The organism is Pseudomonas sp. GW823-FHT02C02 (assembly GCF_058797635.1).
Map to the genome: position 1 here is coordinate 205,426 of NZ_JBXAJV010000011.1, position 24,610 is coordinate 230,035.

28 protein-coding genes and 2 pseudogenes are annotated in these 24,610 nt (G+C 60.7%); 12 read left to right on the forward strand and 18 right to left on the reverse strand.

Annotation, left to right across the window (positions count from 1 at the left end; translation table 11 throughout):
- The first annotated feature begins 38 nt into the window (after window positions 1-38).
- Both AC1ROI_RS20615 and AC1ROI_RS20620 read left to right on the forward strand, forming a co-directional pair.
- Window positions 39-1,451 (forward strand): aspartate aminotransferase family protein, encoded by a 1,413-nt coding sequence (locus AC1ROI_RS20615; RefSeq protein ID WP_010461185.1) that lies wholly within the window; start codon window positions 39-41, stop codon window positions 1,449-1,451.
- A gap of 81 nt (window positions 1,452-1,532) precedes the next feature.
- The gene (locus AC1ROI_RS20620; protein WP_010461182.1) at window positions 1,533-1,760 is read left to right on the forward strand and encodes an MbtH family protein; all 228 of its coding nucleotides are present in this window, start codon (window positions 1,533-1,535) and stop codon (window positions 1,758-1,760) included.
- A gap of 187 nt (window positions 1,761-1,947) precedes the next feature.
- Here AC1ROI_RS20620 and AC1ROI_RS20625 read toward each other — a convergent pair whose 3' ends face one another.
- The 8 genes from AC1ROI_RS20625 to AC1ROI_RS20660 are packed head-to-tail and all read right to left on the reverse strand — an operon-like array spanning window position 1,948 to window position 8,184.
- The gene (locus tag AC1ROI_RS20625; RefSeq protein WP_077747884.1) at window positions 1,948-2,847 is read right to left on the reverse strand and encodes a metal ABC transporter substrate-binding protein; all 900 of its coding nucleotides are present in this window, start codon (window positions 2,845-2,847) and stop codon (window positions 1,948-1,950) included.
- A complete protein-coding gene (locus AC1ROI_RS20630; RefSeq protein WP_102594883.1) occupies window positions 2,848-3,747 on the reverse strand; it encodes a metal ABC transporter permease in 900 nt (299 codons plus the stop codon).
- Window positions 3,747-4,604 carry a metal ABC transporter ATP-binding protein gene (locus AC1ROI_RS20635; RefSeq protein ID WP_102594884.1) on the reverse strand — a complete coding sequence of 286 codons (858 nt, stop codon included), beginning with the start codon at window positions 4,602-4,604 and terminating at the stop codon, window positions 3,747-3,749. Before AC1ROI_RS20635 ends, AC1ROI_RS20630 begins: the two co-directional genes overlap by 1 nt.
- A complete protein-coding gene (locus tag AC1ROI_RS20640; RefSeq protein ID WP_102594885.1) occupies window positions 4,601-5,527 on the reverse strand; it encodes a metal ABC transporter substrate-binding protein in 927 nt (308 codons plus the stop codon). The genes AC1ROI_RS20635 and AC1ROI_RS20640 overlap by 4 nt, the downstream gene beginning before the upstream one ends.
- A 35-nt stretch (window positions 5,528-5,562) precedes the next feature.
- Window positions 5,563-6,135, reverse strand: coding sequence for a DUF6162 family protein (locus AC1ROI_RS20645; protein ID WP_102594886.1), 573 nt, complete (start codon window positions 6,133-6,135; stop codon window positions 5,563-5,565).
- Window positions 6,132-6,455: a hypothetical protein gene (locus AC1ROI_RS20650; RefSeq protein ID WP_010461170.1), complete on the reverse strand. Its 324-nt coding sequence runs from the start codon at window positions 6,453-6,455 to the stop codon at window positions 6,132-6,134. The genes AC1ROI_RS20645 and AC1ROI_RS20650 overlap by 4 nt, the downstream gene beginning before the upstream one ends.
- Window positions 6,452-6,994: a PA2404 family protein gene (locus tag AC1ROI_RS20655; RefSeq protein WP_010461169.1), complete on the reverse strand. Its 543-nt coding sequence runs from the start codon at window positions 6,992-6,994 to the stop codon at window positions 6,452-6,454. The genes AC1ROI_RS20650 and AC1ROI_RS20655 overlap by 4 nt, the downstream gene beginning before the upstream one ends.
- A complete protein-coding gene (locus AC1ROI_RS20660; RefSeq protein WP_010461167.1) occupies window positions 6,991-8,184 on the reverse strand; it encodes a PepSY-associated TM helix domain-containing protein in 1,194 nt (397 codons plus the stop codon). Before AC1ROI_RS20660 ends, AC1ROI_RS20655 begins: the two co-directional genes overlap by 4 nt.
- Window positions 8,185-8,589: 405 nt before the next feature.
- Here AC1ROI_RS20660 and leuC point away from each other — a divergent pair, with 405 nt between their 5' ends.
- Window positions 8,590-10,011, forward strand: a complete 1,422-nt coding sequence (leuC, locus tag AC1ROI_RS20665) for a 3-isopropylmalate dehydratase large subunit (protein WP_102594888.1) — start codon at window positions 8,590-8,592, stop codon at window positions 10,009-10,011.
- On the forward strand, window positions 10,008-10,622 hold the full coding sequence (gene leuD, locus AC1ROI_RS20670; protein ID WP_102594889.1) for a 3-isopropylmalate dehydratase small subunit: 615 nt from the start codon (window positions 10,008-10,010) through the stop codon (window positions 10,620-10,622). Before leuC ends, leuD begins: the two co-directional genes overlap by 4 nt.
- A 96-nt stretch (window positions 10,623-10,718) precedes the next feature.
- On the opposite strand, the gene AC1ROI_RS20675 is transcribed toward leuD, so the two are convergent.
- The 3 genes from AC1ROI_RS20675 to AC1ROI_RS20685 all read right to left on the reverse strand — a co-directional run bounded on the left by AC1ROI_RS20675 (window position 10,719) and on the right by AC1ROI_RS20685 (window position 13,263).
- The gene (locus tag AC1ROI_RS20675; RefSeq protein WP_077747879.1) at window positions 10,719-11,669 is read right to left on the reverse strand and encodes a LysR substrate-binding domain-containing protein; all 951 of its coding nucleotides are present in this window, start codon (window positions 11,667-11,669) and stop codon (window positions 10,719-10,721) included.
- Between the two features lie 18 nt (window positions 11,670-11,687).
- A complete protein-coding gene (locus tag AC1ROI_RS20680) occupies window positions 11,688-12,563 on the reverse strand; it encodes an alpha/beta fold hydrolase (RefSeq protein ID WP_102594890.1) in 876 nt (291 codons plus the stop codon).
- A gap of 241 nt (window positions 12,564-12,804) precedes the next feature.
- Complete coding sequence (locus tag AC1ROI_RS20685; protein WP_010461157.1) at window positions 12,805-13,263, reverse strand: VOC family protein; 459 nt, start codon at window positions 13,261-13,263, stop codon at window positions 12,805-12,807.
- A gap of 120 nt (window positions 13,264-13,383) precedes the next feature.
- On the opposite strand from AC1ROI_RS20685, the pseudogene AC1ROI_RS20690 reads away from it, so the two are divergent.
- A pseudogene (locus tag AC1ROI_RS20690) lies at window positions 13,384-13,470 on the forward strand (MetQ/NlpA family ABC transporter substrate-binding protein); the annotation flags it as partial.
- 118 nt (window positions 13,471-13,588) lie between these two features.
- Here the strand turns inward: AC1ROI_RS20690 and soxR are convergent.
- Window positions 13,589-14,056, reverse strand: coding sequence for a redox-sensitive transcriptional activator SoxR (gene soxR / locus AC1ROI_RS20695; protein WP_010461153.1), 468 nt, complete (start codon window positions 14,054-14,056; stop codon window positions 13,589-13,591).
- Window positions 14,057-14,151: 95 nt separating this feature from the next.
- Between soxR and AC1ROI_RS20700 the strand changes: the two genes are divergently transcribed.
- Window positions 14,152-14,517 carry an antibiotic biosynthesis monooxygenase gene (locus AC1ROI_RS20700; RefSeq protein WP_102595808.1) on the forward strand — a complete coding sequence of 122 codons (366 nt, stop codon included), beginning with the start codon at window positions 14,152-14,154 and terminating at the stop codon, window positions 14,515-14,517.
- Here AC1ROI_RS20700 and AC1ROI_RS20705 read toward each other — a convergent pair.
- Window positions 14,514-14,702: pseudogene (locus AC1ROI_RS20705) on the reverse strand (sigma-54-dependent Fis family transcriptional regulator); the annotation flags it as partial. The gene AC1ROI_RS20700 and the pseudogene AC1ROI_RS20705 sit on opposite strands and share 4 nt — an antisense overlap.
- A 117-nt stretch (window positions 14,703-14,819) precedes the next feature.
- Between AC1ROI_RS20705 and AC1ROI_RS20710 the strand changes: the two are divergent.
- The 4 genes from AC1ROI_RS20710 to AC1ROI_RS20725 all read left to right on the forward strand — a co-directional run bounded on the left by AC1ROI_RS20710 (window position 14,820) and on the right by AC1ROI_RS20725 (window position 19,042).
- Window positions 14,820-15,089 (forward strand): hypothetical protein, encoded by a 270-nt coding sequence (locus AC1ROI_RS20710; RefSeq protein WP_010461147.1) that lies wholly within the window; start codon window positions 14,820-14,822, stop codon window positions 15,087-15,089.
- 102 nt (window positions 15,090-15,191) lie between these two features.
- The gene (locus AC1ROI_RS20715) at window positions 15,192-15,806 is read left to right on the forward strand and encodes a LysE family translocator (RefSeq protein ID WP_010461145.1); all 615 of its coding nucleotides are present in this window, start codon (window positions 15,192-15,194) and stop codon (window positions 15,804-15,806) included.
- A gap of 204 nt (window positions 15,807-16,010) precedes the next feature.
- A complete protein-coding gene (locus tag AC1ROI_RS20720; protein WP_010461142.1) occupies window positions 16,011-17,168 on the forward strand; it encodes a cysteine desulfurase family protein in 1,158 nt (385 codons plus the stop codon).
- Between the two features lie 65 nt (window positions 17,169-17,233).
- Window positions 17,234-19,042, forward strand: coding sequence for an aminopeptidase P family protein (locus tag AC1ROI_RS20725; RefSeq protein ID WP_010461140.1), 1,809 nt, complete (start codon window positions 17,234-17,236; stop codon window positions 19,040-19,042).
- On the opposite strand, the gene AC1ROI_RS20730 is transcribed toward AC1ROI_RS20725, so the two are convergent.
- On the reverse strand, window positions 19,035-19,943 hold the full coding sequence (locus AC1ROI_RS20730; protein ID WP_077747874.1) for a LysR family transcriptional regulator: 909 nt from the start codon (window positions 19,941-19,943) through the stop codon (window positions 19,035-19,037). The genes AC1ROI_RS20725 and AC1ROI_RS20730 overlap by 8 nt on opposite strands.
- Before the next feature lie 115 nt (window positions 19,944-20,058).
- On the opposite strand from AC1ROI_RS20730, the gene AC1ROI_RS20735 reads away from it, so the two are divergent.
- A complete protein-coding gene (locus AC1ROI_RS20735; protein WP_010461136.1) occupies window positions 20,059-21,057 on the forward strand; it encodes a zinc-dependent alcohol dehydrogenase family protein in 999 nt (332 codons plus the stop codon).
- On the opposite strand, the gene AC1ROI_RS20740 is transcribed toward AC1ROI_RS20735, so the two are convergent.
- Window positions 21,054-21,644 carry a 2-hydroxychromene-2-carboxylate isomerase gene (locus AC1ROI_RS20740; RefSeq protein WP_102595807.1) on the reverse strand — a complete coding sequence of 197 codons (591 nt, stop codon included), beginning with the start codon at window positions 21,642-21,644 and terminating at the stop codon, window positions 21,054-21,056. The two genes, AC1ROI_RS20735 and AC1ROI_RS20740, sit on opposite strands and share 4 nt — an antisense overlap.
- Before the next feature lie 39 nt (window positions 21,645-21,683).
- Window positions 21,684-22,412 carry an SDR family oxidoreductase gene (locus AC1ROI_RS20745; protein ID WP_083374668.1) on the reverse strand — a complete coding sequence of 243 codons (729 nt, stop codon included), beginning with the start codon at window positions 22,410-22,412 and terminating at the stop codon, window positions 21,684-21,686.
- Window positions 22,413-22,504: 92 nt separating this feature from the next.
- Between AC1ROI_RS20745 and AC1ROI_RS20750 the strand changes: the two genes are divergently transcribed.
- Window positions 22,505-23,077 carry a TetR/AcrR family transcriptional regulator gene (locus AC1ROI_RS20750; protein ID WP_102595806.1) on the forward strand — a complete coding sequence of 191 codons (573 nt, stop codon included), beginning with the start codon at window positions 22,505-22,507 and terminating at the stop codon, window positions 23,075-23,077.
- Here AC1ROI_RS20750 and AC1ROI_RS20755 read toward each other — a convergent pair.
- Together AC1ROI_RS20755 and rhtA are read right to left on the reverse strand one after the other, a co-directional pair.
- Window positions 23,064-23,345: a hypothetical protein gene (locus tag AC1ROI_RS20755; RefSeq protein WP_010461128.1), complete on the reverse strand. Its 282-nt coding sequence runs from the start codon at window positions 23,343-23,345 to the stop codon at window positions 23,064-23,066. The genes AC1ROI_RS20750 and AC1ROI_RS20755 overlap by 14 nt on opposite strands.
- Window positions 23,346-23,513: 168 nt before the next feature.
- Window positions 23,514-24,401: a threonine/homoserine exporter RhtA gene (gene rhtA / locus AC1ROI_RS20760; RefSeq protein ID WP_010461127.1), complete on the reverse strand. Its 888-nt coding sequence runs from the start codon at window positions 24,399-24,401 to the stop codon at window positions 23,514-23,516.
- Window positions 24,402-24,610: the final 209 nt, after the last annotated feature.

The following is a 24,610-nucleotide window of genomic DNA, read 5'->3' on the forward strand; positions in this document are numbered from 1 at the left end:
GTTTCCAGAACAGGAAAACCTTATTGAGGGGTCGAGAGATGTCAGTCGCTACCAGCCTTATGGAAGATCAGTCGGCCCGGATCGCTCCGGCGCCGGTCGAGACGCTGTATCAGTTCAATGAATCGCCGTTGCTGGCCCGTCAAAACCAGCAGGAATCGAATGCCCGCAGTTACCCGCGACGCATTCCCCTGGCGCTCAAGCGCGCCAAGGGCATTTATGTCGAAGACGTCGAAGGTCGCCGTTTCATCGACTGCCTGGCGGGTGCCGGGACATTGGCCCTGGGGCATAACCATGCGGTGGTGATCGAAGCGATCCAGCAAGTGCTGAGCGATGAGTTGCCGCTGCACACCCTCGACCTGACAACGCCGGTCAAGGATCAATTCGTCCAGGACCTGTTCGGTTTGCTGCCGGCGGCGTTGGCTGCTGAAGCCAAGATCCAGTTCTGCGGCCCCACCGGCACCGACGCGGTGGAAGCCGCCCTGAAACTGGTGCGCACCGCCACCGGACGCAGCACCGTATTGTCGTTCCAGGGCGGTTATCACGGCATGAGCCAGGGCGCGCTGAGCCTGATGGGCAGCCTGGGGCCGAAAAAGCCGTTGGGCGCCTTGCTCAGCAACGGCGTGCAGTTCATGCCGTATCCCTACGATTACCGCTGCCCGTTCGGCCTCGGCGGTGCGCAAGGGGTGAAGGTCAACCTGAGCTACCTGGAAAACCTGCTCAATGATCCAGAGGCCGGCGTGCAATTGCCGGCGGCGGTGATCGTCGAAGCGGTGCAGGGCGAGGGCGGGGTGATCCCGGCCGATCTCGATTGGCTGCGCGGCCTGCGGCGCATCACCGAACAGGCCGGCGTGGCGCTGATCGTCGATGAAATCCAGAGCGGTTTCGCTCGCACCGGCAAGATGTTCGCCTTCGAGCACGCGGGGATCATTCCGGACGTGGTGGTCATGTCCAAAGCCATCGGCGGCAGTCTGCCACTCGCCGTCGTGGTTTACCGCGACTGGCTCGACACCTGGCTGCCGGGCGCTCATGCCGGGACTTTCCGCGGTAATCAGATGGCCATGGCGGCGGGTTCTGCGGTGATGCGTTACCTGACCGAACACAAGGTCTGCGAGCACGCTGCCGCCATGGGCGAGCGCCTGAGCGAGCACCTGCGCATTCTGCAGCGGGACTTCCCGCAATTGGGCGACATTCGCGGGCGCGGCTTGATGCTCGGCGTCGAGCTGGTCGATCCGACGGGTGCGCCCGATGCATTGGGGCATCCGCCGATCTTCGGTCGCCTGGCGCCGCTGGTGCAGCGTGAATGCCTCAAGCGCGGGCTGATTCTTGAGCTGGGTGGGCGTCACGGCGGCGTGGTGCGTTTCCTGCCGCCGCTGGTGATTACCTCCGCGGAAATCGATCGGGTGGCCGAGATTTTCGGCCGGGCCATGGCCGCAGCCACCGCCAGCCTCTAAATTTTTCGCGCCGCGCAACGTTCCTTCTACATACCGGCTGCGCACGCCGCGCAGCCCACCCTACAGCGATGGAGACACAGCATGACGTCAGTATTCGACCGCGAGGACATCCTCTTTCAGGTCGTGGTCAACCACGAAGAGCAATACTCGATCTGGCCCGACTACAAAGCGGTGCCTGCCGGCTGGCGCACCGTGGGCAAGAGCGGCCTGAAAAAGGAATGCCTGGCCTACATCGAAGAAACCTGGACCGACATGCGCCCGTTGAGCTTGCGTCAGAAGATGGACGAGCAGGCGGCAGTGGCTAACTAAGGCACGACGCAAAAGGAAGCCCGCTGGACTGGTGACAGTCAGCGGGCTTTTTCATGTCTGGAATGTGTCTCGCCTGTCAGGCCGCCTTCGCGAGCAGGCTCGCTCCTACATTGGATCTATGGCGTGACACAAATCCCCTGTGGGCGCGAGCCTGCTCGCGATGAACGATAACGTGGACTCACTGACGTTAAACCCCGCTCAACCCCTTGATCACCCGATCCACATTCCCTTCCAGCTCAGCCACCGGTTCCGCCGCGTCGACACTCAACACCACCAGCCGACTGCCTGCCTCTGCGATCACCGCTTTCACCGCCTCAGACGGCTGGCGATGATGCAACACCACCGCCACATCATTGTCCTTCAGCGTCGCGCCCAATTGCTTGAGTGCTTCAGGTGTCCACTCGGCGTCCGGCCGTGCATCGAGGCCGATCAGCTCCAGGTTCAACCCGCCGATCAAGTAGCCGAAGTGATCGCTCAGGCTCATTACAGTGAGGTTATCGGCACTGGCCAATTGCGCTTCGCTGTCCGCGCTGAGCTTGAGCAAGCGCTGTTTCAGTGCCGCCAGGTTAGCCTCGATCGCAGGTTTGGCCTCGGGCGCCAGGCGCACCAGGTCCGCCGCCATCACATCCGCCATCCGCCCCATGTTGTTGCTGGAAAGCCACGGCTGGCTGTTCAAGCCGTCGACCTTATTGCCCGGCTGCACGGCGATGCCGGGCAGGGCGCCGTCCACCGGGCGGGCGGCGTCGACTTCAACGATACGAATGTTGCTGCGCCGGGCAATCGGGTACAGCGGATCGTCTGCCCACAGTGAGCGCAGACCGATCACCGCATCGGCGTCGGTCGCCAGTCTGGCCAGCGCCGGAGCGCCACGACCGGTGAAGTACGCGGTCTGACGGCTGCCCGGCAGGTTCGCCGGCGCAGCACGTTCAAGGGTGACGTCGGTGCCCTTGAGCAAGACTTCACCCAGCCCGTAAGTGATCGGCAAGGAGGCCAGCACGCGCAGGGGTTTTGTGTCCGCTGCAAAGGGGGTAGTGACCAGCCCGCACAGAGCGACGGCCAGGGTCAGTTGACGCAGAGAAAAAGACATTTATCCGATATTCCCTTTCAGGCTTGGGACAACGCCGCGGGCGATGGCGGCGAGGGCGAAGGCGATACCGGCGACCAGAATGATCGCGGCACCGGACGGAATGGGCAGGTCGAAGATGATCGGCGCGAGGATCCCGCACAGCGTGCTGACCGTGGCGATCAGCACCGAGCACCAGAAGAAACCCTTCAGCGACTGGCTGAGCAAGCGTGCCGCTGCGGCGGGAATCACCAGCAGCGCACCGACCAGAATCGCGCCGATGACTTTCACTGCGGCCACAGTGATCAGGGTCACCAGAATCACAAACAGATAATCCAGGGTCTTCACCGCCACACCACGAACCGCCGCCAGCTGCGGGTTGAAACTGGCCAGCATGATGCGGTTGTACAGCGGCAAGGCCAGCGCCATGACCAGCGAACCGACGATGGCCAGCACCAGCAGATCGTTACCGTTGACCGTCAGCACCGAACCGAACAGCACGTTTTCGAGGATGTGCACGTTGATCTTGCCCGCCAGGATCAGCAGCAGGCTCGCGCCCAGGGCCAACGACACCGAGAGGAACACACCGATCAACGTATCCGGCGCCAGCCCGGTGCGGTTGCGCAGGTAGTTGAGCAGGATGCCGAACAGCAGGCAGTAACCGAACAGGCTGCCGTAAGGCCCGATGTAAGGTTCGCCGAGCAGGATGCCGACGGCCACGCCGGTCAATGCCGCGTGACCCACTGCTTCGGAGAAAAACGCGAAGCGCTTGACCACCACCAGCGTGCCCAGGCCGCCCAGCACCGGGCCGATCAGCAAACCGGCGAGCAGGGCGTTGACCACAAAACCATAGGCCAGCGCTTCAGGCAGATAACCCGAAGACGCCCAACCCTGAACCATCAAGCGAAAGGCTTCATAACTCATCAGGCAACGCTCCGTGGATGGGTCGAGAACAGGGTCAACAGGCGTTCCGGGGTCAGCGCCTGTTTCGGCGTGGCATCGAACAGCACCCGGCGATTGAGTCCGGTCACCCGGTCGGCCAGACGCCCGACGGCTTCCAGATCATGCTCGATCCATAACACGGTGATGCCGCTCTGGCGCCAGTCATCGAGCAATCGCTCGAACACTTGGATACCGGCCTCATCAAGGGCCGACATCGGCTCGTCGAGCACCAGCAACTGCGGCGCCGGGATCAACCCTTGAGCGAGCAACACGCGTTGACGCTCCCCACCGGACAACGCGCCCATGCGCCGCTTGCGCTTGTCCTGCAGGCCGACCCGTTCCAGCGCTTCACCAATCGCGGCTGCGTAATGCTTGCTCAAACCGAGGAACGCCGGACGACGCTGACACATCGCGGCCATGAAATCGTCGACGGTCATGGGCAGGCCGCGGTCGAATTCCAGCGCCTGAGGCACATAACCGATGGTCCCCGGTGTGCCCGGCCATTGCAGGCTCAAGCGACCTTGATGTGGCATCTGTCCGAGCAGGGTCTTGATCAGCGAGCTCTTGCCGCCACCGTTCGGGCCGACCAGCGCATGCACGCTGCCGGGCTGGACCTGGAAGGTCACGTTGTCGAGGATCGTCGTGCGCCCCAGCGTCAAACTGACCTGCGCAAAATCCAGCGTCGGCCCCGAAACCTGTGGGAGTGACGGCGCGACGATTCGACCTGCTCGCGATTGCGGTGGGTCATTTAGCGATGATGTCGAATGACTGGACACCTTCGCGGGCGTGGTCGCTCCCACAGCCACAGGCGACTCGCTGATGGTTTCTTTCGCCGTCATTTCCCCGACTCCTGAATCGCCCGAACCACGGTGTTGAGGTTGCCGGTCATTTCCTTTTCGTACTTGTCGGCGGTGTATTCGCCATAGGAAATGTGCGACAGCGGGTACAGCTTCACCCCGGACTCACGCTGGATGGTGTCGACGTAGCTGGACGGGAAATCCATCTCGGAGAAGATCACCTTCACGTCCAGTTCCCGCAGTTGATCGATGGTCTTTTTCAGCTGGCTTGGGCTCGGCTCGATGCCGTGGGCCGGCTCGACCACGGCGGTCACTTCGAGGCCGAATTCGCGCAGCAGGTAGTCATAAGCCGCGTGCACCGTGGCCACTCGCAGTTCGGCGTTCGGTGCCTGGGTCAGTTTCGCCAGGGCGTCGGCGCGCATTTGCCGCAGGCGCTTGCCGTAGGCGCGGGCGTTCTGGGTGTAGGTCTTGGCATTAGCCGGATCGAGCTTGCCCAGTTCCCGGGCAATGTTGTTGACCTGGGCAATGGAGGCGCTGATCGACAGGAAGGTGTGCGGGTTCACCACTTTGCCGGCCCCGCGTGCGGCGGTGCCGGTGGCGGCCAGCAGCGGCACGTTTTCGTTGGCTTCGATCACCGGGACGTTCGGCGTTTCGCTGGCGGCGATCATGCGGTCGGCGAAGTCGTCATGACCGACGCCATTGAGCACGACCACATCGAGCCCGCTGATGCGCTTGATGTCTTCGGCGCGGGGCTCATAGGCATGCGGGTTGAAACCGGCCGGAATCAGCGGCACCACTTCGGCCTTGTCACCGACAATGTTGGCCACGTAGCTGTAATAAGGGTGCAGGGTAATGCCGATGCGCAGGCGCTTGGCATCCTCGGCGCTGGCCAGTGGCGTCAGCAATAAGGCAAGCAGGCCGACCAGCAGCGGGCGCAGGAATGAGCGTTGAGATGAAATAGGCATGGGAAAGCGGTCTTCTCTCGGGTGAAGGCGAGGGTTCAGTGCCGGTGCTGGCGGGTCACGCCGGCATCGAATTGCGCGACGATCTGCTGCCAGCCGGCGCTTTCGAGCGCGGCGTCAGTGAGATCGGTCGGGGCCGCGAGGGCTTTGTCGCGATTGAGCCAGACGTCAGGGGCATCGTCGTCAGCAGTCAGGCGCATCAGAAACGAACCGGCCACGGCGGGCGTCTGGCTTTGACCGAAATAGGCCTTGGCGTCGAGCAGCTGCCAGGCATGGCCGCCACGGCTGACGGAACTGGCGTCCTGGGCAAATGGTGCAAAGCCTTCATCGGCAAGCGTTGCGGGCGTCGGCAGCGCTTGCTGTTCCTGACGCAGCAGATGAATCTCGTCCAGCGTCACCCGCAGGTCGGCATAGATGCCTTGCTCGGATGCGCTCAGATCGCGACGGGCATCCAGCTGATGGCTGCCTACGCTGCTGACTTCCTGAGGCTCATGGCGCCAGGCGACCACCGAACCGGCTACCGCCAGGATCATCAGGCACAGCAGCAACACATACAGGGTTTCATGGCCGGCACCGGCCGGGCGGACGACGTGCGTGGTAGGCGTACTCATGGGGCTTCGATGTCCGCTTGGTCGATCTCGACGACGTGGCCGGGGCCTGCGTCGAACAGCACGTAGAATTCGGCACCGGGCTTCTTGAAAGTGAGGGTCGAATCGGCACCGAGCTTGCCCGGTACCAGGATGGTTTCGTCGTAGCCGATCACATCCAGCGTCACCCCCGGTGCGCCGCTGCCGTCGGAGAAACCGCCCGTGCATTTGATTTGTTCGGCGTCGATGGCTTTGCATTCGCACATCGGGTTGTGGGCCAGGGCGCTGGCGCTGAACCCGGCGCATAGCACCAGTAAAACCGCGTTTAGAGAACGTAGCATCATGGTTTGCCTCCTTGTTTGTTCAGCCACGCGAGGGTGGCGGGGGATGCCTGGCTCAGGGGGATCGACGCTTGATGCATCGCGCCGTCCCAGCCTTCCATGGTGATCCACAGTTCGGCGTCGGCTTTGGTCTTTTCGGGGATCGGCAGCATCGCGCCCATGCGGTACGGCGTGCCGAAGAAAATCACCCCGGCGGCGCGCAGGCTGCGGGGTTTGCCGATGCGCAGATACGTCGCCTTGACCTGGTCGCGGCAGCTGTCGCACAGCGCCGCGTTGAAGCTCTTCATGTGGCCGGCCGGGCCATCGAGGGTCGGGGCTTCGTTGCGCAACTCGGCGAGGCGCAGGCTCCAGGGCCCGACCTGTACTTCACCGATTTCCCGCTCACCCAGGCCGGTGTCGCCGCGAAACAGCGCCGCGTCGGCAAAGTATTTGGGCATGAACCCCAGCGGCACCAGCAGCAGCAGAACGTTGATGTGGAAGCGCCATTTGTGCCAGAAGCGGCTCAGTTTCGAGGCTGGTTTTTCAGCGGTGAACAGGCTCATTGGCTGACCTCCGTGGTTTCGCGGCGATCGACAGCGGCGGTGCGAGGACGTTTGTCTTTGCGCTTGAGGGCATTGGCCGTGGCCAGGGCGGTGCGCTTGGTCCAGATCAGCAGGCCGCTAAGGACCATCATGCTCAGGATCAAACCGAAGAAGAACCAGATCAGCTTGATCCAGAGGCCGCCGAAATCACCGGTGTGCAGCGGCCGCATGGATTCGGTCACCAACTCCAGGCCGGAACGGTCAGACAGCAGGCGGGTGGCGGCGATATCGCCGGTGTACGGGTTGATCTCGGCAGTCTGGAACATCAACGGATACCAACTGCGACCGCCCACCGTGAGGTAGCTATAGGCGTTGGCGGGCAGGCTGACGAAGCTGTCTTCCAGACCCGGGATGCGTTCCTTGGCCTGGGCAATCGCGGCTTCCAGGCTGATCATCGGCGCTGGCGAGCCATCGGTGCTCACCGGCACGCTCTCACGCGGAACCACCAAGGCCACCGGCGCGGTGGAGATCGACACCTGGTTATCGAACATGAACGCCTGGATGAGGAACCAGGTGCTGGTGATGGAAATCACCGCGATGAACCAGATCGACCAGATGCCGCTCAGGCGGTGAAAGTCGCCCCAGAAAATCCGCGCGCCATGACGGATGCGTAACGTCGGTCTAAAGAAACCTTTCCAGAAGCGCTTGTAGACCACCAGCCCGGTCACCAAAGACGCCAGCAAAGGCAGGCTCAGGAACGACACCAGGTACCAGCCCCAGCTGTAACCGTTGGTGAACGGCACCAGCCACCAGCCATGCAATGCACGGGTGAAGGCCTGGAAATTGAATGGCGGGGCGGCGCCCTGAATCACGCCGCTGTACGGGTTGACGTAAACCTTCACCGAGCGCCCGTCGGGGTAGCTGACATCGACATCGAGCGCGAAGTGCGACTCGTCGGGCCGGCTGATGGCCTCGACCAGGGTGTTCGGTTCTGCCTTCTTGATGGCGGCGACGATCTGGTCATAACTGAGCAGCGGTGCGTCGTCGGTGGGTTGGCTGGCGCGCATCTGCGGGTTGGCCAGCCAGACAATTTCCTGACTGACCACCGCCAGTGTGCCGGTGACACAGACGATCAGTACGAAAAACCAGATCGGCAAGGCCAGCCAGCTATGGACCAGAAACCAGAGTTTGGAGCGGGATTTCTTCGACATGATTAAAGGTCTTGTATCTATGGGAAGGCCTCTGCTGCGGGCTTCCCAGCGATGAGGTCCATGAAAAGTCGTCCGTGGCTTTTGCCTACGCGGACTGACTGCATCTATATAGGACGGATGAGGAACGGAAATCCCGAACGACAATGTGAAAGAAAATGTTTCGCGTTCCGGTCGGCGCGCAGACAACCCCTGTAGGAGCGAGCCTGCTCGCGATAGCGGTCGTTCAGCCCGCTTCAACGCGACTGGCTCACCGCTATCGCGAGCAGGCTCACTCCTACAGGGGGGGGGACCGATCCAACACGAACCATGGTTCACGGGATCACTGTCCGGCCATTGATGGCGATGTCCTACTCCCTAAGATGGAGCTCAGACGCCTTTCACCCGCGAGCCTGAGCGAGCCTTTCCATGCCTCCAGCAAGAACTCTCTACGACAAACACATCGATTCCCACACGGTGTGTCGCCTTGATGACCAGGGTCACGTCCTGTTGTACATCGATCGCCAGGTCATCAACGAATACACCAGCCCCCAAGCGTTCAGCGGGTTGCGCGAGGCCGGACGCGGGGTCTGGCGGGCCGGCACCGCGCTGGCGGTGGTCGATCACGTCAACCCCACAGCCCCAGTGCGCATCGCCGCGATGCCGGACCCCGGCGGCGCGCGACAGGTGTCGTACCTGGCGGAAAACTGCCGTGATTTCGGCATCGAACTGCTCGACATCCTCAACAAACGCCAAGGCATCGAACACGTCATTGCGCCGGAGCAGGGTTTCATTCTGCCGGGCATGGTCATCGCGGCGGGCGACAGCCACACCACAACCTATGGCGCCCTCGGTGCGTTTGGTTTCGGCATCGGCACCTCGGAAATCGAGCACCTGCTGGCGTCTCAGACGCTGGTCTACAAACGCCTGAAAAGCATGCGCGTGACGGTGGAGGGGGCGCTGGCGCCGGGGCTGACGTCCAAGGATGTGATCATGGCGCTGATCGGCCAGATCGGCGCCTCGGGTGCCACCGGCTACGCCATCGAGTTTCGCGGTTCGACCATCGATGCCTTGAGCGTCGAAGCACGCATGACCATCTGCAACATGGCCGTCGAGGCCGGGGCGCGGGGGGCGTTCATGGCCCCGGACGAGAAAGTCTTCGCCTACCTCAAGGGCAAACCCCGCGCACCCAAAGGCGTGTTGTGGGAGCAAGCGGTGGAGAAGTGGCGCGCCTTGCACAGCGATGCGGGCGCGCACTTCGACCGTGAAGTCCAGGTGGACGCCAGCGCTCTGGAACCAATGGTGACGTGGGGCACCAGTCCGGACCAGGCTTCCCCTATCGGCGCGCGCGTGCCAGACCCGCAAGACATCAGCGACCTGATCCTGCGTCAGGACATGCGCCGCGCCCTGAATTACATGGGCCTCGAAGCCGGGATGCCGCTGAGCGACATCGTCATCAGCCACGCCTTTATCGGCTCCTGCACCAACGCGCGCATCGAAGACCTGCGCGACGCCGCCAGCGTGGTGCGTGGCAAACATGTCGCCGGGCACGTGCGGGCGATGATCGTGCCGGGGTCCACCGAAGTGCGCAATCAGGCGGAGGCCGAAGGCCTGGCGGCGATCTTTATCGAGGCCGGGTTCGAGTGGCGCCAGTCCGGGTGCTCGATGTGCCTGGCGATGAACGACGACGTGCTGGCGCCGGGCGACCGCTGCGCCTCCAGCACCAACCGAAATTTCGAAGGCCGTCAGGGCGCGGGCTCGCGCACGCACCTGATGAGCCCGGCCATGGTCGCCGCCGCGGCGATCACCGGCCGCCTCACCGACATCCGTCACTTTGGAGACCGCGCATGAGCCTGCAACCCTTCACCCAGGTCACCGGCCAGGCGGCGCCGATGCTCGCCGCCAATATCGACACCGACGTGATCATGCCCAAGCAGTTTCTCAAGGGCATCGACCGCGCCGGGCTGGATCGCGGTTTGTTTTTTGACCTGCGATTTTTGCCCGACGGTTCACCAAACCCTGAGTTCGTGCTGAACCAACCGGCGTGGCAAGGCGCACGTTTCATGGTGGTCGGGCCGAACTTTGGCTGTGGGTCGAGCCGCGAACATGCGGTCTGGGGCTTGCGGCAGATGGGGATTCGGGCGTTGATCGGCAGTAGCTTTGCCGGGATTTTCTATGATAACTGCCAGCGAAATGGAGTGTTGCTGATCACCCTTGAGGAGGCCGTATCGCAGCGGCTTGGGCACGTGGTCAGTCAGCCGGACAGCGCGCTCATCAACGTTGATCTCGAGGCACAGGAAATTCGCCTCCACGACGGTAAAGTCATCTCGTTCGAGATCGACACCCTGCGCAAAACCGCACTGCTGCTGGGCCTCGACGCCATCGGCAGCACCCTGCAGCGCAGCGAACAAATCAAAGCCTTCGAACGTAATCACCTGGCTGCCAACCCCTGGCTGAGCTGAAATCGCCTTCGTGGGCAAGCCTCTCTTCTTTAGGTTCTGCGCAATCCTTGTAGGAGCGAGGCTTGCCCGCGAAAGGGCCCGCCCTGACACAACCAATCAAACCGACAACCCCTTGAAATGCTCCTGCAAAAACTCCACACACGCCCGCAGCTTCCCCGAGTACGCCAGCCGCGTCGGGTACACCGCCCAGACGTTGGCGCTCTGACTGTATTCGGGCAGCAACTGCACCAGTCGCCCCTGATCCAGCAGCGGTTTCACGTCCCACAATGACCGCAGCACCACACCGCGCCCGTCCAGTGCCCACTGCAAGACAATCTCGCCGTTGTTGGATGACAGCGGGCCGCTGACCCGCACGCTTTCTTGAACCCCGTTGCGTTCCAGGTTCCAGATGCCGAACGCGTTGTCGCGCTCCTTGATCACCAGGCAATGATGCTGCTCCAGTTCATTTAAGGTCTGCGGCATGCCCTGCCGTTGCAGGTAACCGGGCGCCGCGCAGACAACCCGTCGATTGCTCACCAACTGCCGACCGATGTGCTGGCCGGGAATGTCGTCGCCAACACGGATCTCAAGATCGAAGCCTTCATTGACGATGTCCACCACCCGGTCGAACAGGTCGAGACGAATCTCCAGCTCCGGATAACGCTCGGCCAGCAACGAAACGGCTGGCGCCACGTGATGACGGCCGAAACCGAAACTGCTGCACAGATGCAGGCGCCCGCGAGGGCTGTCGTGGGCGTCGGAGAGTTCGTCGTGCAGTTGCTGGAAGTCATCGAGAATGCGCAACGCCCAGCGCTGGACCCGTTCACCGTCCTCGGTCAGGGCGATGCGGCGACTGGTGCGATGGAGCAGGCGGGTGCCGAGGGTGGTTTCGAGAATCTGGATGCGCTTGCTGACATAGGCGGGCGACAGGCCCAGCTCATCGGCCGCGGCGGCGAAACCGCTCTTGCGGATCACGGTGAGGAGTACACGCAGGTCTTCGGGTAGGGGCACGTTGTCTTTCTTGGTGGTCATGGCAGAACGAACACTGGCGGCATGAGCCGCCAGCATAGCAGCGGGACGCAGCGATCAGCGCAGGAAGCCCAGCACTTCGGCGAGCAGCAGTTCGGGGACTTCTTCAGCGATGTAATGGCCGGCGGGCAAGGCTTTGCCACGCACGTCGGTCGCCACGTGTTGCCATTCCTTGAGTGGCTCGAAACAGCGCCCGACCGTGCCTTCTGCACCCCATAGCACCAGTAACGGCAGGTGCAGATATTTACCTGCCTGGATATCGGCGCGGTCATGTTCCAGATCGATGCTGGCGCTGGCGCGGTAGTCCTCGCAGATGCCGCGCGCGGTGCCCTGCAGTTGCAGGCAGCGCAGGTATTCGCCGAAGGCATCGGCGGTGAACGGCTTGAGCCCGGCGCTGCGACTGCCCATCACGCTGCGCAGATAGGCGTCGGGGTCGGCTTCGATCAGGGTTTCCGGCAGCGGGGCCGGACGGATCAGGAAGAACCAGTGCCAGTAGGCGCGGGCAAAGGCTTCGTTGGTTTGCGCGTACATCGACAGGGTGGGAGCGATGTCCAGCAGCACCATGCGTTGCACGGCAGCGGGATGATCCAGCGCCAGGCGATGGGCCACGCGAGCGCCACGGTCATGGGCCAGCACCGAGAACTGCTCGAAGCCCAGGGTCTTCATCAGCTCGACGCTGTCCTTGGCCATTTCTCGTTTGGAGTAGTGGGTGTGGTGGTCGCTGGCCGGTGGTTTGCTGCTGTCACCGTAACCGCGCAAATCGGCGGCGATCACGGTGAAGTGCTCGGCCAGTTGCTCGGCAACCTTGTGCCAGATGACGTGGGTCTGCGGGTGACCGTGCAGCAACAGCAGGCCAGGTCCGCTGCCGCCGATGCGGTAGGCAATGTCCACACCGTTGACGTGGCGCTGGTCTTTCAGGAATCCGGCGAACATGAGGCGAGTCCTTGTTGTAGTGGTCTGCATCCTGAAAGTGTTGCGCCGTGAGGGCAAGGCGTAAAACGTGGTGCACTTGTTCATGAAGTGTGTTCGAGGGATCTGTGGTGTCAGGGATGCCGCCTCCGCGGGCAATCCTCGCTCCTAAGGGGGATTGTTTCGTTCGCAAATATCCGGAACCACACCCCCCCTGTAGGAGCGAGGCTTGCCCGCGAAGAGGCACGCTCAGACATTGAATGATTCAACCCTGCTGAAACATCTCCTTGGCCCGCTGCTCGATCTGCTCCTGAGTCAAATCCTCCTTGCGCGTGGCCAGGAACCACAAATGCCCATAGGGATCTTTCAACGTCCCTGAACGGTCGCCATAAAACTGATCCTTGACCTCGGACACCACCGTTCCACCCGCCGCGATTGCCTGTTTATAGGACTTGTCCACATCGGTCACATACAAATGCAGCCCCACGGACGGCGATGTGTCGGGATTGCTTAACGGCCCTTGATCGCACGGCGTACCGAGCATGATCGGGCAATCGCCAATCCTCAGCTCGGCGTGGCCAATCCCGCCATCAGGCATGGATAGACGCATGACTTCCGTGGCGCCAAAAGCCTTCTTGTAGAACTCGATGGCTTCGGCCGCTTTTTGAATGCCCAGATAAGGCGTGATGCTGTGATAACCCTCTGGAATGGGTTTGACGCTCATGACGGTTCTCCCTTGTTGTTGTGAATTGAAGGTGTTCCTTCGCCGATTTCCGGTCGGATAACTATAGGTCAGCGCTTTTTGCGCCACTGAGTGCCCGACGAGCAGCAGCGCCACTGTTTGCAGAAACGGGCCAAGGCGTTGAGCTCCGATGAGTTTCGGCAGTTCATCCTGACACGCTGCAAAGGACAGATTGCGCCGGGTTTCTAAGCTTTCGGTCTGCCTTGAGGACGCCTTCGCGGGCAAGCCACGCTCCTACAGGTTTTGTGTCGTTCGCCAGTAACACGCAATCCTGTAGGAGCGAGGCTTGCCCGCGCAGGCCACGCCGCTATTTCGGATCTGCCCCGGATTCCAACAGCTGCGCCCCCGGCCCCTGTTCCCCCAGCACATCGCCAAAGTTACGCAACGGACACGCCTCCATCGACAGACACCCGCAGCCGATACAGCCATTGAGCTTGTCCCGCAGCAAGGTCAATTGACTGATCCGCTCATCCAGATCCCGACTCCACTGCGCCGACATCACCTTCCAGTCCGCCGCCGTCGGCGCTCGGTTATCCGGCAAGGCTTTCAGTGCCTCGCCAATCTCCGCCAACGGAATTCCCAGCCGCTGCGCGACTTTGATCAACGCCACCCGCCGCAGCACTTCCCGCGGATAACGCCGCTGGTTGCCCTGATTGCGATTGCTTTTGATCAACCCCTTGGACTCGTAAAAGTGCAGGGCCGTGACCGCCACGCCGCTGCGCGCGGCCAATTGGCCGACAGTGAGTTCCTTGTGCAGATGTTCCGGGGTGATCATTTGAAAAATGCCTCTTGACCTCTAGTTAAGTCGAGGTTTTACCCTGCACGCCTTCGGATCGCAAGGTCCGGCTTACACGTCAGTGGGGACTCTTCATGCAAGCGCCAGAGAAAAATCGCAGCTTCACCCAGTTGATCGAATTCGAGATCGAACCCCATCAGCAACCCGCGTTGGTGTCGGCCTTGTCAAAGCAGACCGAGCGCCTGGCCCAAGGCTACAGCGGGTTTTTGAGTGCGAGCATCCAAGTCAGCGACGACGGTCGGCGGGTGCTCAACTACCTGCAATGGCAAACTCGCGAGGCGGGGGAAGCTGCGTTTCAGAGCTTTGAAAGCGGCGAGCAGGATTTCTGGCAGCTGATTCGCGCGCATCAGGCGAAAACCGTGACGTTTGGCTCGTTCCAGGTATTGCACAGTCTGGAACGTAGCCATGACAACGCGCTGCACTGCAATCTGGTGAGTTAAATCGACAATTGCATCAGGCGCTCGCCTTGCACGTTTTCCGTGGGCCGGCGCTTGTTCACCGCCCGTTCGCCGATCTTGATCAGTCGTGTGCGCGTGACGTTGCGGCTCAAGCCCAGCAGGGCAGCGGTTTGCACCTGGTTGTAATGGCTGAGGCGATACGCTGCGCGCAACAACGTGTGTTCGATGGTTAAACGGTATTAGCCAAATTCGATAGCCACTATCGAGAGCGTTGATTTCTGCCCTTTGAAGGGGGCGGGTAGCCTGTGTTCATTGCCTCGAACCCAGATGCCAGGACGCCACCCATGAAACCTCTAATCGCCACTTTCCTGCTGCTCGCGGTCTCCGTTCTTGCCGGATGTGCCAGCCATGTCTCGCCCGAATTGCGACCCTATACCGCTGAAGAAACTCGGGAACTGGCGCTGGAGGACTTGAATCGTCGCGGTTTGTCGTTCGACGAGTACCATGCGAAAAAAGCCGAATTGCTCGGCCTGCCGCAAAAACCGGTCGGTTTCGACAAACATGGCGAGATGAACGCTGAACGTGCTGTACAGCTTCACGGTCGTCCAAGCTGATCTCAAACTGTACCGTTCGAAGTTTCACGTAACTGTCCATGGGTTTCCCCGGGGGCGTGCGATAGGGTCAACACCTGACTGACCCTGATTGGACTGCCGCTCATGACGCTCTCGCTCGATCTGCTGCTGGGCTTCGCCCTGTTTGCCCTCGTCACCTCGATTACCCCTGGCCCGAACAACACCATGTTGCTGGCATCGGGTGTGAATTTCGGCTTTCACCGCACCATTCCGCACATGCTGGGCATCACGTGTGGTTTCTTTGTCCTCGTCCTGGCGGTCGGTTTCGGGCTGGGTGCCGTGTTTCAAACCTATCCTTTGTTCTACACGGTTCTGCGTTATGTGGGCGCGGCGTACTTGCTGTACCTGGCGTGGAAAATCGCCCATTCCGGTCCGGTCTCCGAGAGTGAAAAGGGCGACAGCAAACCCATCAGCTATCTCGGAGCGGCGGCGTTTCAGTGGGTCAATCCCAAGGCGTGGATCATGGCCATCGGTGCCATCAGCACCTACACGCCGATGCAGGGCTACTTCACCAATGTGATCGTGATTGCTGCGGTCTTTGCCTTGATCAATCTGCCGAGCGTCGGCGTCTGGGCCGGATGCGGCACGTTGTTGCGCAATGTGTTGAAGGATCGACGCTGGTTGCGACTGTTCAACTGGGGCATGGCCCTGCTGTTGGTGGCTTCGCTGTATCCGTTGTTGCTCGAGAGCTTTAGCTGACACATCGCTTCAACCGGTTGGCCGATGCCTGTTAAGCTCGACTTCAGGAGCGTTCCTACGCACTTTTAAATGAAGTTGTCCTTCTTTAACGGCCTCCGATCAGGTATTTCTAACGCACTGAACGGTCAGCGCAGCTCACGAGGCTGCGCTTTGATGTTTCAGTGACGAGCCTCCTGATCCCGGAACATGCTCTGCGAGTTTTCTATGAATAAACGTCCTCTGTATTTTGACTACGCCGCCACCACGCCGGTGGATGAGCGGGTCATCAAGGTCATGGTCGAGTGTCTGGGTTTCAACGGAAACTTTGGCAACCCGGCGTCCAGCTCCCATGCCTTCGGCCAGCAGGCCCGGCAAACGGTCGAGCAGGCGCGGCGCCAGGTCGCCGAACTGGTCGGCGCTCAGGCGGACCAGATTGTCTGGACCTCCGGCGCCACCGAATCGAACAACCTTGCCCTCAAGGGCGTGGCCCAGGCCCGCGGGGTGTCCGGCGGACACATCATTACCAGCCAGATCGAACACAAGGCAATCCTCGACACGGCGAAGCAGTTGCAGGACACAGGCGTTGCCGTGACGTATCTGGTGCCTGACGCTGAGGGCCTGATTACCCCGCAAGCGGTCAGCGAGGCGATGCGCGAAGACACCTTTCTGGTGTCGCTGATGCTGGTCAACAATGAACTGGGCACCGTCAATGACATTGCAGCCATCGGCCAGGTGGTGCGTGATCGTGATGCGCTGTTCCATGTCGACGCCGCCCAGGGCGCGGGCAAAGTGGCAATCGATCTTGCCCGCTTGCCGGTGGACCTGATGTCGTTTTCGGCGCACAAGATCTACGGCCCTAAAGGCATCGGCGCCCTGTACGTCGGCCCGCGCGCGCACCAGCGTTTGCTGGCGCAGATTCACGGTGGCGGTCACGAGGGCGGTTTGCGTTCCGGCACCTTGGCGACTCATCAGATTGCTGCGATGGGTGTGGCCTTCGCCTTGGCGGCGGCCGCATTCGACGAGGAAAAAGCCACGATCGTGCGGCTCCGCGAACGCTTGCTCGAGCAACTGCTGAGCATCCCCGGCGTGCGGCTCAATGGCAGCCCGACCCAACGCATTCCTCATACCCTGAGCCTGACCTTCAACGAAGGCGAGTTCAATTCTGCGGCGCTGAGCAGCTCGATCGCGTTTTCTGCGACCTCGGCCTGTAACTCCGCCAGCAATGCCCCGTCCCATGTGCTGCTGGCCCTGGGGCATGACGCCCGCTCGGCGGGTCGCACGATTCGCTTGAGCCTCGGCCGGTTCACCACCGAACAGGATGTCGACCAAGCGGCACAACTGATTAAAGCGGCCTGCGCCAGTGCTCCGGCATTCTGGCAATAAGGCCTGAAAGTGTCGGCACTGATCGGCACTCAACAATAATGATGAAGTGATTAGCAGGAGACATGATGAGTACGCAGCCTTCGATCAATGGATCGGTGCCCCAACGTTTGGCGCAAACCCGCGAGCTGATGAGCCGGGAGGGCATTCATGCCCTGCTGGTGCCGTCGGCCGATCCGCACTTGTCGGAATACCTGCCGGGCTATTGGCAAGGGCGGCAGTGGTTGTCGGGCTTTCATGGCTCGGTCGGCACACTGATCGTGACCCCGGACTTTGCCGGCGTCTGGGCCGACAGCCGTTACTGGGAACAAGCGAGCAAGGAACTCAACGGCAGCGGCATTGAACTGGTCAAGCTGCAGCCGGGCCAGCCTGGCCCGCTGGACTGGTTGGCCGAGCAAACCCCTGAAGGCGGTGTCGTCGCGGTAGATGGCGCGGTGATGGCCGTGGCGTCGGCGCGGACGCTGGGCGGCAAACTTGAAGAACGCGGCGCACGCCTGCGCACTGACATCGACCTGTTGAGCGAAGTCTGGAGCGACCGCCCGACGCTGCCGAATGAGCCGATCTACCAGCACTTGCCACCGCAGGCGACGGTCAGTCGGGGTGAAAAGCTCGCGAAATTGCGTGAGGTGTTGAAAGATCGTGGTGCTGACTGGCACTTCATCGCCACCCTGGATGACATCGCCTGGCTGTTCAACCTGCGTGGCGGCGACGTGTCGTTCAACCCGGTATTCGTGTCCTTCGCGCTGATCAGTCAAGAGCAGGCCACTCTGTTCGTGGCCCTGAGCAAGGTCGATGCCGAGCTGCGTGCGGTCCTCGAACAAGACGGCGTGACCCTGCGCGATTACAGCGAAGTGGCCGACGCCTTGCGCGCCGTGCCGAGCGGCGCGAGCTTGCAAGTCGATCCGGCGCGCGTGACGGCCGGTTTGCTGGATAACCTGAACAGCGGCGTGAAACTGGTCGAAGGTCTCAACCCGACCACGTTGGCCAAATCACAGAAAAGCCTGGCCGATGCCGGGCACATTCGTCAGGCCATGGAGCAAGACGGCGCGGCGCTGTGCGAGTTCTTCACCTGGCTGGACTCGGCGTTGGGTCGTGAGCGCATCACCGAACTGACCATCGACGAACACCTGACGGCCGCGCGTACCCGACGTCCGGGTTATGTGTCGCTGAGTTTCAACACCATTGCCGCGTTCAACGCCAATGGCGCGATGCCGCACTACCACGCCACCGAAGAAGAGCACGCGGTGATCGAAGGCGACGGTCTGTTGCTGATCGACTCCGGCGGCCAATACCTGGGCGGTACCACCGACATCACGCGGATGGTGCCGGTCGGTACGCCGACGGATGAGCAGAAACGCGATTGCACGCGGGTGCTCAAGGGCGTCATCGCGCTGTCCCGTGCGCAATTCCCTCGTGGCATTCTCTCGCCTTTGCTCGACTCGATTGCCCGCGCGCCGATCTGGGCTGAAAGTGTTGATTATGGACACGGCACCGGTCACGGCGTCGGCTACTTCCTCAATGTGCACGAAGGCCCGCAGGTCATTGCCTATCAGGCCGCCGCAGCACCGCAAACTGCGATGCAGCCGGGCATGATTACCTCCATCGAACCGGGCACTTACCGACCGGGCCGTTGGGGTGTACGGATCGAAAACCTGGTGTTGAACACCGAAGCGGGCAAGAGCGAATTCGGTGAGTTCCTGAAATTCGAAACCCTGACCCTGTGCCCGATTGACACTCGCTGTCTGGAACCGTCGCTGCTGACTGACGACGAAAAGCAGTGGTTCAACGCCTACCACGCCGAGGTGCGCCAGCGCTTGAGCCCGTTGCTCGAAGGCGCAGCCCTTGAGTGGTTGAACACCCGGACTGCAGCTATTTGACCGGTTGGAGTTCAGGCGCTGTTTCGAGCGCCTGACTCATGTAGTCGACAAAGGCTTTGACCCTGGCGGATTGGCGACGATTCGCCGGGGACACGGCATGAATCGGCAGCGACTGCGCGGTGTAGTCCTGCAAAATCGCAGTCACTCGCCCGGCGTTCAGATCCTCACTGAACAACCACACCGGCGACAAAGCAATTCCCAATCCTCCCAGCACCATCTCGCGGATCGCCTCTGAGTTGTTGCTTTTTGCATTGCCCTTGATCCGCACCTCATGATGCTGGGCTCCGCTTTCGTAAACCCATAGGTTCTGACTGTTCAGCAGGTTGAATTGCAGGCAATTGTGTCCGCGCAGTTCTTCTGGTGTTTGCGGCTGGCCGTGTTGCTTGAGGTAGCCTGGCGCAGCAACGGTCACTCGGTGGGTGGTGCCTATGCGGCGGGCGATCAGACCGCTGTCGGTCAATTCGCCGATTCTGAACGTGACGTCGAGGCCTTCGCTGACCAGGTCCTGATTCTGGTCACTGAGTTGCAGGTCTATCTGCACCTGGGGGTGTTGTTTCAGAAACTCAGGAAGCCGCGGTGCAATCTGCAATCGCCCGAAACTGACCGAGGAACCGATCTTCAGGTTGCCGGCAACGGTTTCGCGTCCTGAATGAAAACTGTGTTCCGCCGCGTCCACGGCCGCGAGGATTTGTCGGCACTCGCTGTAGTACCGCTGACCTTCGTCAGTCAGCGAGAGTTGACGCGTGCTGCGGGAAATCAGCTTCCCGCCCAGTTCAGTTTCCAGCGCCCTTAGCACTTTACTGATGGTTGGCTGGCTGGTCTGCATCTCCCTGGCAACTGCAGAAAAGCTGCCGCGCTCGACGACCCGGACGAAGATGGCCATTGCATTGAGTTTGTCCATGGGGTTTCTCATTGATGCCAAATGGGCATGGTCACTATAGCGATACAGCGTCTTATCGGCATGAGTGAGTGAGAGGAAGATCGTCCTACCGCCACCTCTGACAGGAATTTGCGAAATGACTGACTCACTTCAAATGCGTGCTCTGATTGTTGATGTGGCCAACGGGCCGTTACGCTTGGTTTCCATCCCGCGACCTGTGCCAGGACCGGGTCAGGTGTTGGTCAGGATCAAAGCCAGTGGAGTGAATCCGCTGGATGGAAAAATTCGTTCGGGTCAGGCGGCTCATGCGCGACAACCCTTGCCAGCGGTGCTGGGCATGGATCTGGCCGGGACGATTGAGGCGTTAGGCGAGGGCGTAAGTGGATGGCTGCCGGGTGATGAGGTCTACGCGATGGCGACCGGAATCGGCGGTGCGCAAGGTTCGCTTGCGCAGTTCGCGGTGGTTGATGCGCGTCTGCTGGCGCACAAACCGGGCAATCTGAGTATGCGTGAGACCGCCGGGTTGCCCCTGGTGTTGATTACCGCATGGGAAGGATTGGTAGACCGGGCTCGAGTGCGTGCCGGTCAGAAGGTGCTGATCCATGGCGGTGCTGGGGGTGTCGGGCACGTGGCGGTGCAAATAGCCCGGGCTTTCGGTGCTGAAGTATTCGCCACGGGCTCTGCGGGTCAGCAGGCAATCATCGAAAGCTTCGGTGCGACGTTTATCGACTACCGCAAGTCTTCGGTTGAGGACTATGTGGCGGAGCACACGGGGGGAGAGGGGTTCGATATTGTCTATGACACGGTGGGCGGTGAAACGCTGGATGCTTCCTTCAAGGCTGCTCGGGTCTACGAGGGGCATGTGGTGAGCTGTCTCGGATGGGGGCAGCACAGTCTGGCACCGTTGTCGTTTCGGGCCGCGACTTACTCCGGAGTGTTTACCTTGTTGCCTTTATTGACTGGCAAGGGCGGCGAGCACCACGGACAGATCCTTCGGGACGCCGCGAAGTTGATTGAGGCCGGTAAGCTGAAGCCGTTGCTTGACCCGCGGCAGTTCACATTGCAAACCGCCGAGGCCGCCCATGAACTGCTCGCTGGTGGAGCGGCTCAAGGTCGTTTGGTCATCGAGATTTAACGCAGGGCCTCAAGGACGAAGTCCAGTCGATCCTGACCGAAGAACATCTGATCGCCGATGAACATGCACGGTGCGCCGAATACACCGCGCTGGACCGCTTGCTCGGTGTTGTCCTTGAGAGCGGCTTTGACGTCCTCATCGGCGGTAAGGGCCAGTACTTCGTTTGGATCGAAACCATTTCGCGTCAGCACGGCTGCAACAGTCGCCGGATCATCGAGGCTGCGTCCCTCGACCCAGAGTGCGTGGAACAGACAATCGATAAACGCGTGGAAGCGTTCGGGATGACGTAATTGCATACCGGTGACGGCGCGCATCAGCATCAGGGTATTGATAGGGAAGTGCGGGTTGAACTTCAGTGGCACGCCGTATCGTTTGGCGTAGCGGTCCAGGTCCTGAAACATGTAGCGACCTTTGGCCGGGATGGTTGCCGGTGAAGCGTTGCCCGTGGCTTTGAAGACCCCGCCCAGCAGCATGGGTTTGTAGACCAGCTGGCTGTCGGTCTGCTTGCAGATCTTCGGTAATTGGGTATACGCCAGGTAGGTGGCGGGGCTGCCTAAATCGAAAAAAAACTCCACGGTTTTGCTCATGGTCGGTGCGCTCTGCTTATTGTTGTAGGGGAGGAGGGCTTACCAGCGTTCGTTCCAGGGGCGCAGATCCAGCTCGAAAGTCCACGCGTCCCGGGGCTGGCAGTGCAAGTACCAATAGTTCTCGGCGATGTGCTCGGGATTGAGGATGCCGTCCTCGTCCTTGGTCGCGTACTTTTCCGGAAAACTGTTGCGGATGAAATCAGTATCGATGGCGCCGTCGACGACGACATGGGCAACGTGAATATTCATCGGCCCCAGCTCGCGGGCCATGCTTTGAGCCAGTGCGCGAATCCCGTGCTTGGCGCCGGCGAAGGCTGCAAATCCTGCCGCTCCGCGCAAGCCAGCGGTGGCGCCGGTGAACAGAATCGTGCCGCGTTGGCGCCTGGCCATCCGCTTGGCCACTTCACGGGCATTGAGAAAACCTGAGAAACAGGCCATTTCCCAGATCTTGAAATACTTGCGGGCAGTTTCTTCGAGAATGCTGCACGGCACATTGGCGCCGATGTTGAAAACAAACGCTTCGATGGGGCCGATCTCGGTCTCAATCTGCTCGACCAGCGCAATCACATCCTCTTCCTTACGTGCATCACAGGCAAATCCGTGGGCGTCACCGCCATTGGCCTTGATTGCATCGACCAATGGCTGGAGTTTGTCCGCGCTACGACGAGTGACGCAGGCAATGAAACCTTCCTGTGCAAAACGCTTGGCAATCGCGCCGCCGGTGGCATCACCGGCGCCGACAACCAGTACGACCTTCTTATTATTCATGGGTAGATCCCTTTGATGAACGATCGTTAACTGAACGAACGTTATGCTAGGATTTGGCATGCGTCAAGACAGTCAATCCTGAGGGCAAGGCAATGCGTTACTCGGCCAATCACAAGCTGGAAACTAGAGAGAAACTGCTGACAAGCAGCGCGGTTTCGGCCAAAAAGTCCGGTTTTTCCACGGTAGGCGTCGACGGGCTGATGAAGGCGATCGGCTTGAGTGGTGCTGCTTTCTACAGTCACTTTTCGTCGAAGGACGAACTGTTCGCTTCGATCGTTGAACGCGAGTTGTGCCAAAGCCTGGAGCGTTTGGGTGCTGATCAGGATTGCGACAGGCTCGAACGTTGCCTGAAGCATTATCTGAGCATGGCCCATGTCGAGCACCCGGAGTCCGGTTGTGCATTACCGGTATTGGGAGCCGAAATTGCTCGTTCAGATATCGCTGTTCGCCAGGAGGCGGAGGTCTGGATTTGTCGGCTGCAGGAGCGTTGGGCAAGTATTCTGGAAAGCGACAGTCTGGCGTGGGCGATTCTGTCGCAATGCATCGGTGCCTTGGTCGTGGCGCGAATGCTGGCCACTCCCGGCATCCAGCGCACTGTGCTGAAGTCCAGTTACGATGAGATTGGCCGCCAGATTGCCGGGCGGCATCAACCTATTTGCAAATGACGATCATGCTTCGGCTGGTATAGCCGGCAGGGTTGAGACCAAATGGATAATCACCTGGTTCTTCCACGGCATCTCCCGACTTGGCGATGACCTTGTAACCCTTGGGCGCGCACGAGTTGGCGGCGCTGGTGTAGCACTTGTCCCAGGATGACGAAAGCCCTGAACAATTGATATGCAGCCCTTTCTTGCCATGTTTGACTTGTGTTTTCGATGTCGCCGCGCAACCCGCAATTGCGAGTACGGCAATCAATAGCAAAATTCGTTTCATTACTGTCCTTATAGCGCTCCCGGATCTCGCGCCCGGGTGTGGCTGCATTCGCTTTCGATTGAAGCGTTCTGATATCCCTATCCTGAAAAATCCTTGGATGACATTCGGTTGCGGGCCTAAACATGGCCTAATTGAGCGGCAAATACCAGACCTGCGTCAAATCCTGTATCAATCCGCCGCGACCGCGGGCTTGGCAGCACTTCCCATGGTCATGGTCGCCCCCACGGAAGCCAGAATGATGCACATGATCGCCATCCACTGTGACAGTGTGAGGTATTCGTGGAGAAACAGCAGGCCAGAAAGCGCGCCAATAGCCGGTTCAATGCTCATCAATGTGCCGAAAGTCCGGGTTGGCATTCGGGTGAGCGCGACCATCTCCAGCGTATAGGGCAGGGCGGTGGACAGAAGGGCGACAGCGATGGCCACGGGGATCAATGACGGAGTCAGCAGGGCGGCACCGGCATGGACGATGCCGATAGGCGCGACGAACAGTGCGGCAATCATCACTCCCAACGCTGCGGTCTGTACGCCATTGTCGGCGCCGGCCTTCTGGCCGAACAGGATGTACAGCGCCCAGCACACCCCTGCACCCAAGGCATAACTGGCGCCTGCCAGGTCGATTCCCGCACTTGTCGCTCCTGTCGGTATCAATAGCAGCAAGCCGATAGCCGCCAAGGCAATCCACAAAAAGTCGATTGCGCGGCGTGAGGCATAGATAGCCACCGCCAGTGGCCCGGTGAACTCCAGGGCGACGGCAATACCCAGGGGGACGGTGCGCAAAGACATATAGAAGAGGAAGTTCATGCCGCCCAGTGCCATCCCGTAGACGATAACGGTACGCAAGGATTTTGCGGTGAGCTTCGCTCGCCATGGGCGCAACAGGATCAGCATGATCACGCTGGCGAAGAGCAGCCGCAGGGTGGTGGTCCCCTGAGCGCCGATAATCGGGAACATGCTTTTGGCCAATGAGGCGCCGGACTGGATCGACGCCATGGCTATTAAAAGCAGGCCCACCGAGAACAGGGTCGAGACGAGGCTGCGGGGATGGTCATTCATAGCGTGGCATCGTCCGAAGTGGGAAGCGAAAGTGTTGTTCTATGGTTTGGGCAATATATTGCGCATTCGCGACGGTCGCGTCTATATATAAGCAGCGATTTTGGGCAACCTGATAGAAAAGCCAAATCAGGGGTTGACGGCAGATTCTGGAAGTCTATAATTCGCCCCACTTCCGGCGCAGTCGAAACGGAAAACTCCTTGGTAAACAA

Bases quoted from the DNA above. Each gene is read 5' to 3' on its own strand.
- AC1ROI_RS20615 (WP_010461185.1), top strand. From the start codon at position 39: ATGTCAGTCGCTACCAGCCTTATGGAAGATCAGTCGGCCCGGATCGCT.
- AC1ROI_RS20620 (WP_010461182.1), top strand. From the start codon at position 1,533: ATGACGTCAGTATTCGACCGCGAGGACATCCTCTTTCAGGTCGTGGTC.
- AC1ROI_RS20625 (WP_077747884.1), bottom strand. From the start codon at position 2,847: ATGTCTTTTTCTCTGCGTCAACTGACCCTGGCCGTCGCTCTGTGCGGG.
- AC1ROI_RS20630 (WP_102594883.1), bottom strand. From the start codon at position 3,747: ATGAGTTATGAAGCCTTTCGCTTGATGGTTCAGGGTTGGGCGTCTTCG.
- AC1ROI_RS20635 (WP_102594884.1), bottom strand. From the start codon at position 4,604: ATGACGGCGAAAGAAACCATCAGCGAGTCGCCTGTGGCTGTGGGAGCG.
- AC1ROI_RS20640 (WP_102594885.1), bottom strand. From the start codon at position 5,527: ATGCCTATTTCATCTCAACGCTCATTCCTGCGCCCGCTGCTGGTCGGC.
- AC1ROI_RS20645 (WP_102594886.1), bottom strand. From the start codon at position 6,135: ATGAGTACGCCTACCACGCACGTCGTCCGCCCGGCCGGTGCCGGCCAT.
- AC1ROI_RS20650 (WP_010461170.1), bottom strand. From the start codon at position 6,455: ATGATGCTACGTTCTCTAAACGCGGTTTTACTGGTGCTATGCGCCGGG.
- AC1ROI_RS20655 (WP_010461169.1), bottom strand. From the start codon at position 6,994: ATGAGCCTGTTCACCGCTGAAAAACCAGCCTCGAAACTGAGCCGCTTC.
- AC1ROI_RS20660 (WP_010461167.1), bottom strand. From the start codon at position 8,184: ATGTCGAAGAAATCCCGCTCCAAACTCTGGTTTCTGGTCCATAGCTGG.
- leuC (WP_102594888.1), top strand. From the start codon at position 8,590: ATGCCTCCAGCAAGAACTCTCTACGACAAACACATCGATTCCCACACG.
- leuD (WP_102594889.1), top strand. From the start codon at position 10,008: ATGAGCCTGCAACCCTTCACCCAGGTCACCGGCCAGGCGGCGCCGATG.
- AC1ROI_RS20675 (WP_077747879.1), bottom strand. From the start codon at position 11,669: ATGCTGGCGGCTCATGCCGCCAGTGTTCGTTCTGCCATGACCACCAAG.
- AC1ROI_RS20680 (WP_102594890.1), bottom strand. From the start codon at position 12,563: ATGTTCGCCGGATTCCTGAAAGACCAGCGCCACGTCAACGGTGTGGAC.
- AC1ROI_RS20685 (WP_010461157.1), bottom strand. From the start codon at position 13,263: ATGAGCGTCAAACCCATTCCAGAGGGTTATCACAGCATCACGCCTTAT.
- soxR (WP_010461153.1), bottom strand. From the start codon at position 14,056: ATGATCACCCCGGAACATCTGCACAAGGAACTCACTGTCGGCCAATTG.
- AC1ROI_RS20700 (WP_102595808.1), top strand. From the start codon at position 14,152: ATGCAAGCGCCAGAGAAAAATCGCAGCTTCACCCAGTTGATCGAATTC.
- AC1ROI_RS20710 (WP_010461147.1), top strand. From the start codon at position 14,820: ATGAAACCTCTAATCGCCACTTTCCTGCTGCTCGCGGTCTCCGTTCTT.
- AC1ROI_RS20715 (WP_010461145.1), top strand. From the start codon at position 15,192: ATGACGCTCTCGCTCGATCTGCTGCTGGGCTTCGCCCTGTTTGCCCTC.
- AC1ROI_RS20720 (WP_010461142.1), top strand. From the start codon at position 16,011: ATGAATAAACGTCCTCTGTATTTTGACTACGCCGCCACCACGCCGGTG.
- AC1ROI_RS20725 (WP_010461140.1), top strand. From the start codon at position 17,234: ATGAGTACGCAGCCTTCGATCAATGGATCGGTGCCCCAACGTTTGGCG.
- AC1ROI_RS20730 (WP_077747874.1), bottom strand. From the start codon at position 19,943: ATGGACAAACTCAATGCAATGGCCATCTTCGTCCGGGTCGTCGAGCGC.
- AC1ROI_RS20735 (WP_010461136.1), top strand. From the start codon at position 20,059: ATGACTGACTCACTTCAAATGCGTGCTCTGATTGTTGATGTGGCCAAC.
- AC1ROI_RS20740 (WP_102595807.1), bottom strand. From the start codon at position 21,644: ATGAGCAAAACCGTGGAGTTTTTTTTCGATTTAGGCAGCCCCGCCACC.
- AC1ROI_RS20745 (WP_083374668.1), bottom strand. From the start codon at position 22,412: ATGAATAATAAGAAGGTCGTACTGGTTGTCGGCGCCGGTGATGCCACC.
- AC1ROI_RS20750 (WP_102595806.1), top strand. From the start codon at position 22,505: ATGCGTTACTCGGCCAATCACAAGCTGGAAACTAGAGAGAAACTGCTG.
- AC1ROI_RS20755 (WP_010461128.1), bottom strand. From the start codon at position 23,345: ATGAAACGAATTTTGCTATTGATTGCCGTACTCGCAATTGCGGGTTGC.
- rhtA (WP_010461127.1), bottom strand. From the start codon at position 24,401: ATGAATGACCATCCCCGCAGCCTCGTCTCGACCCTGTTCTCGGTGGGC.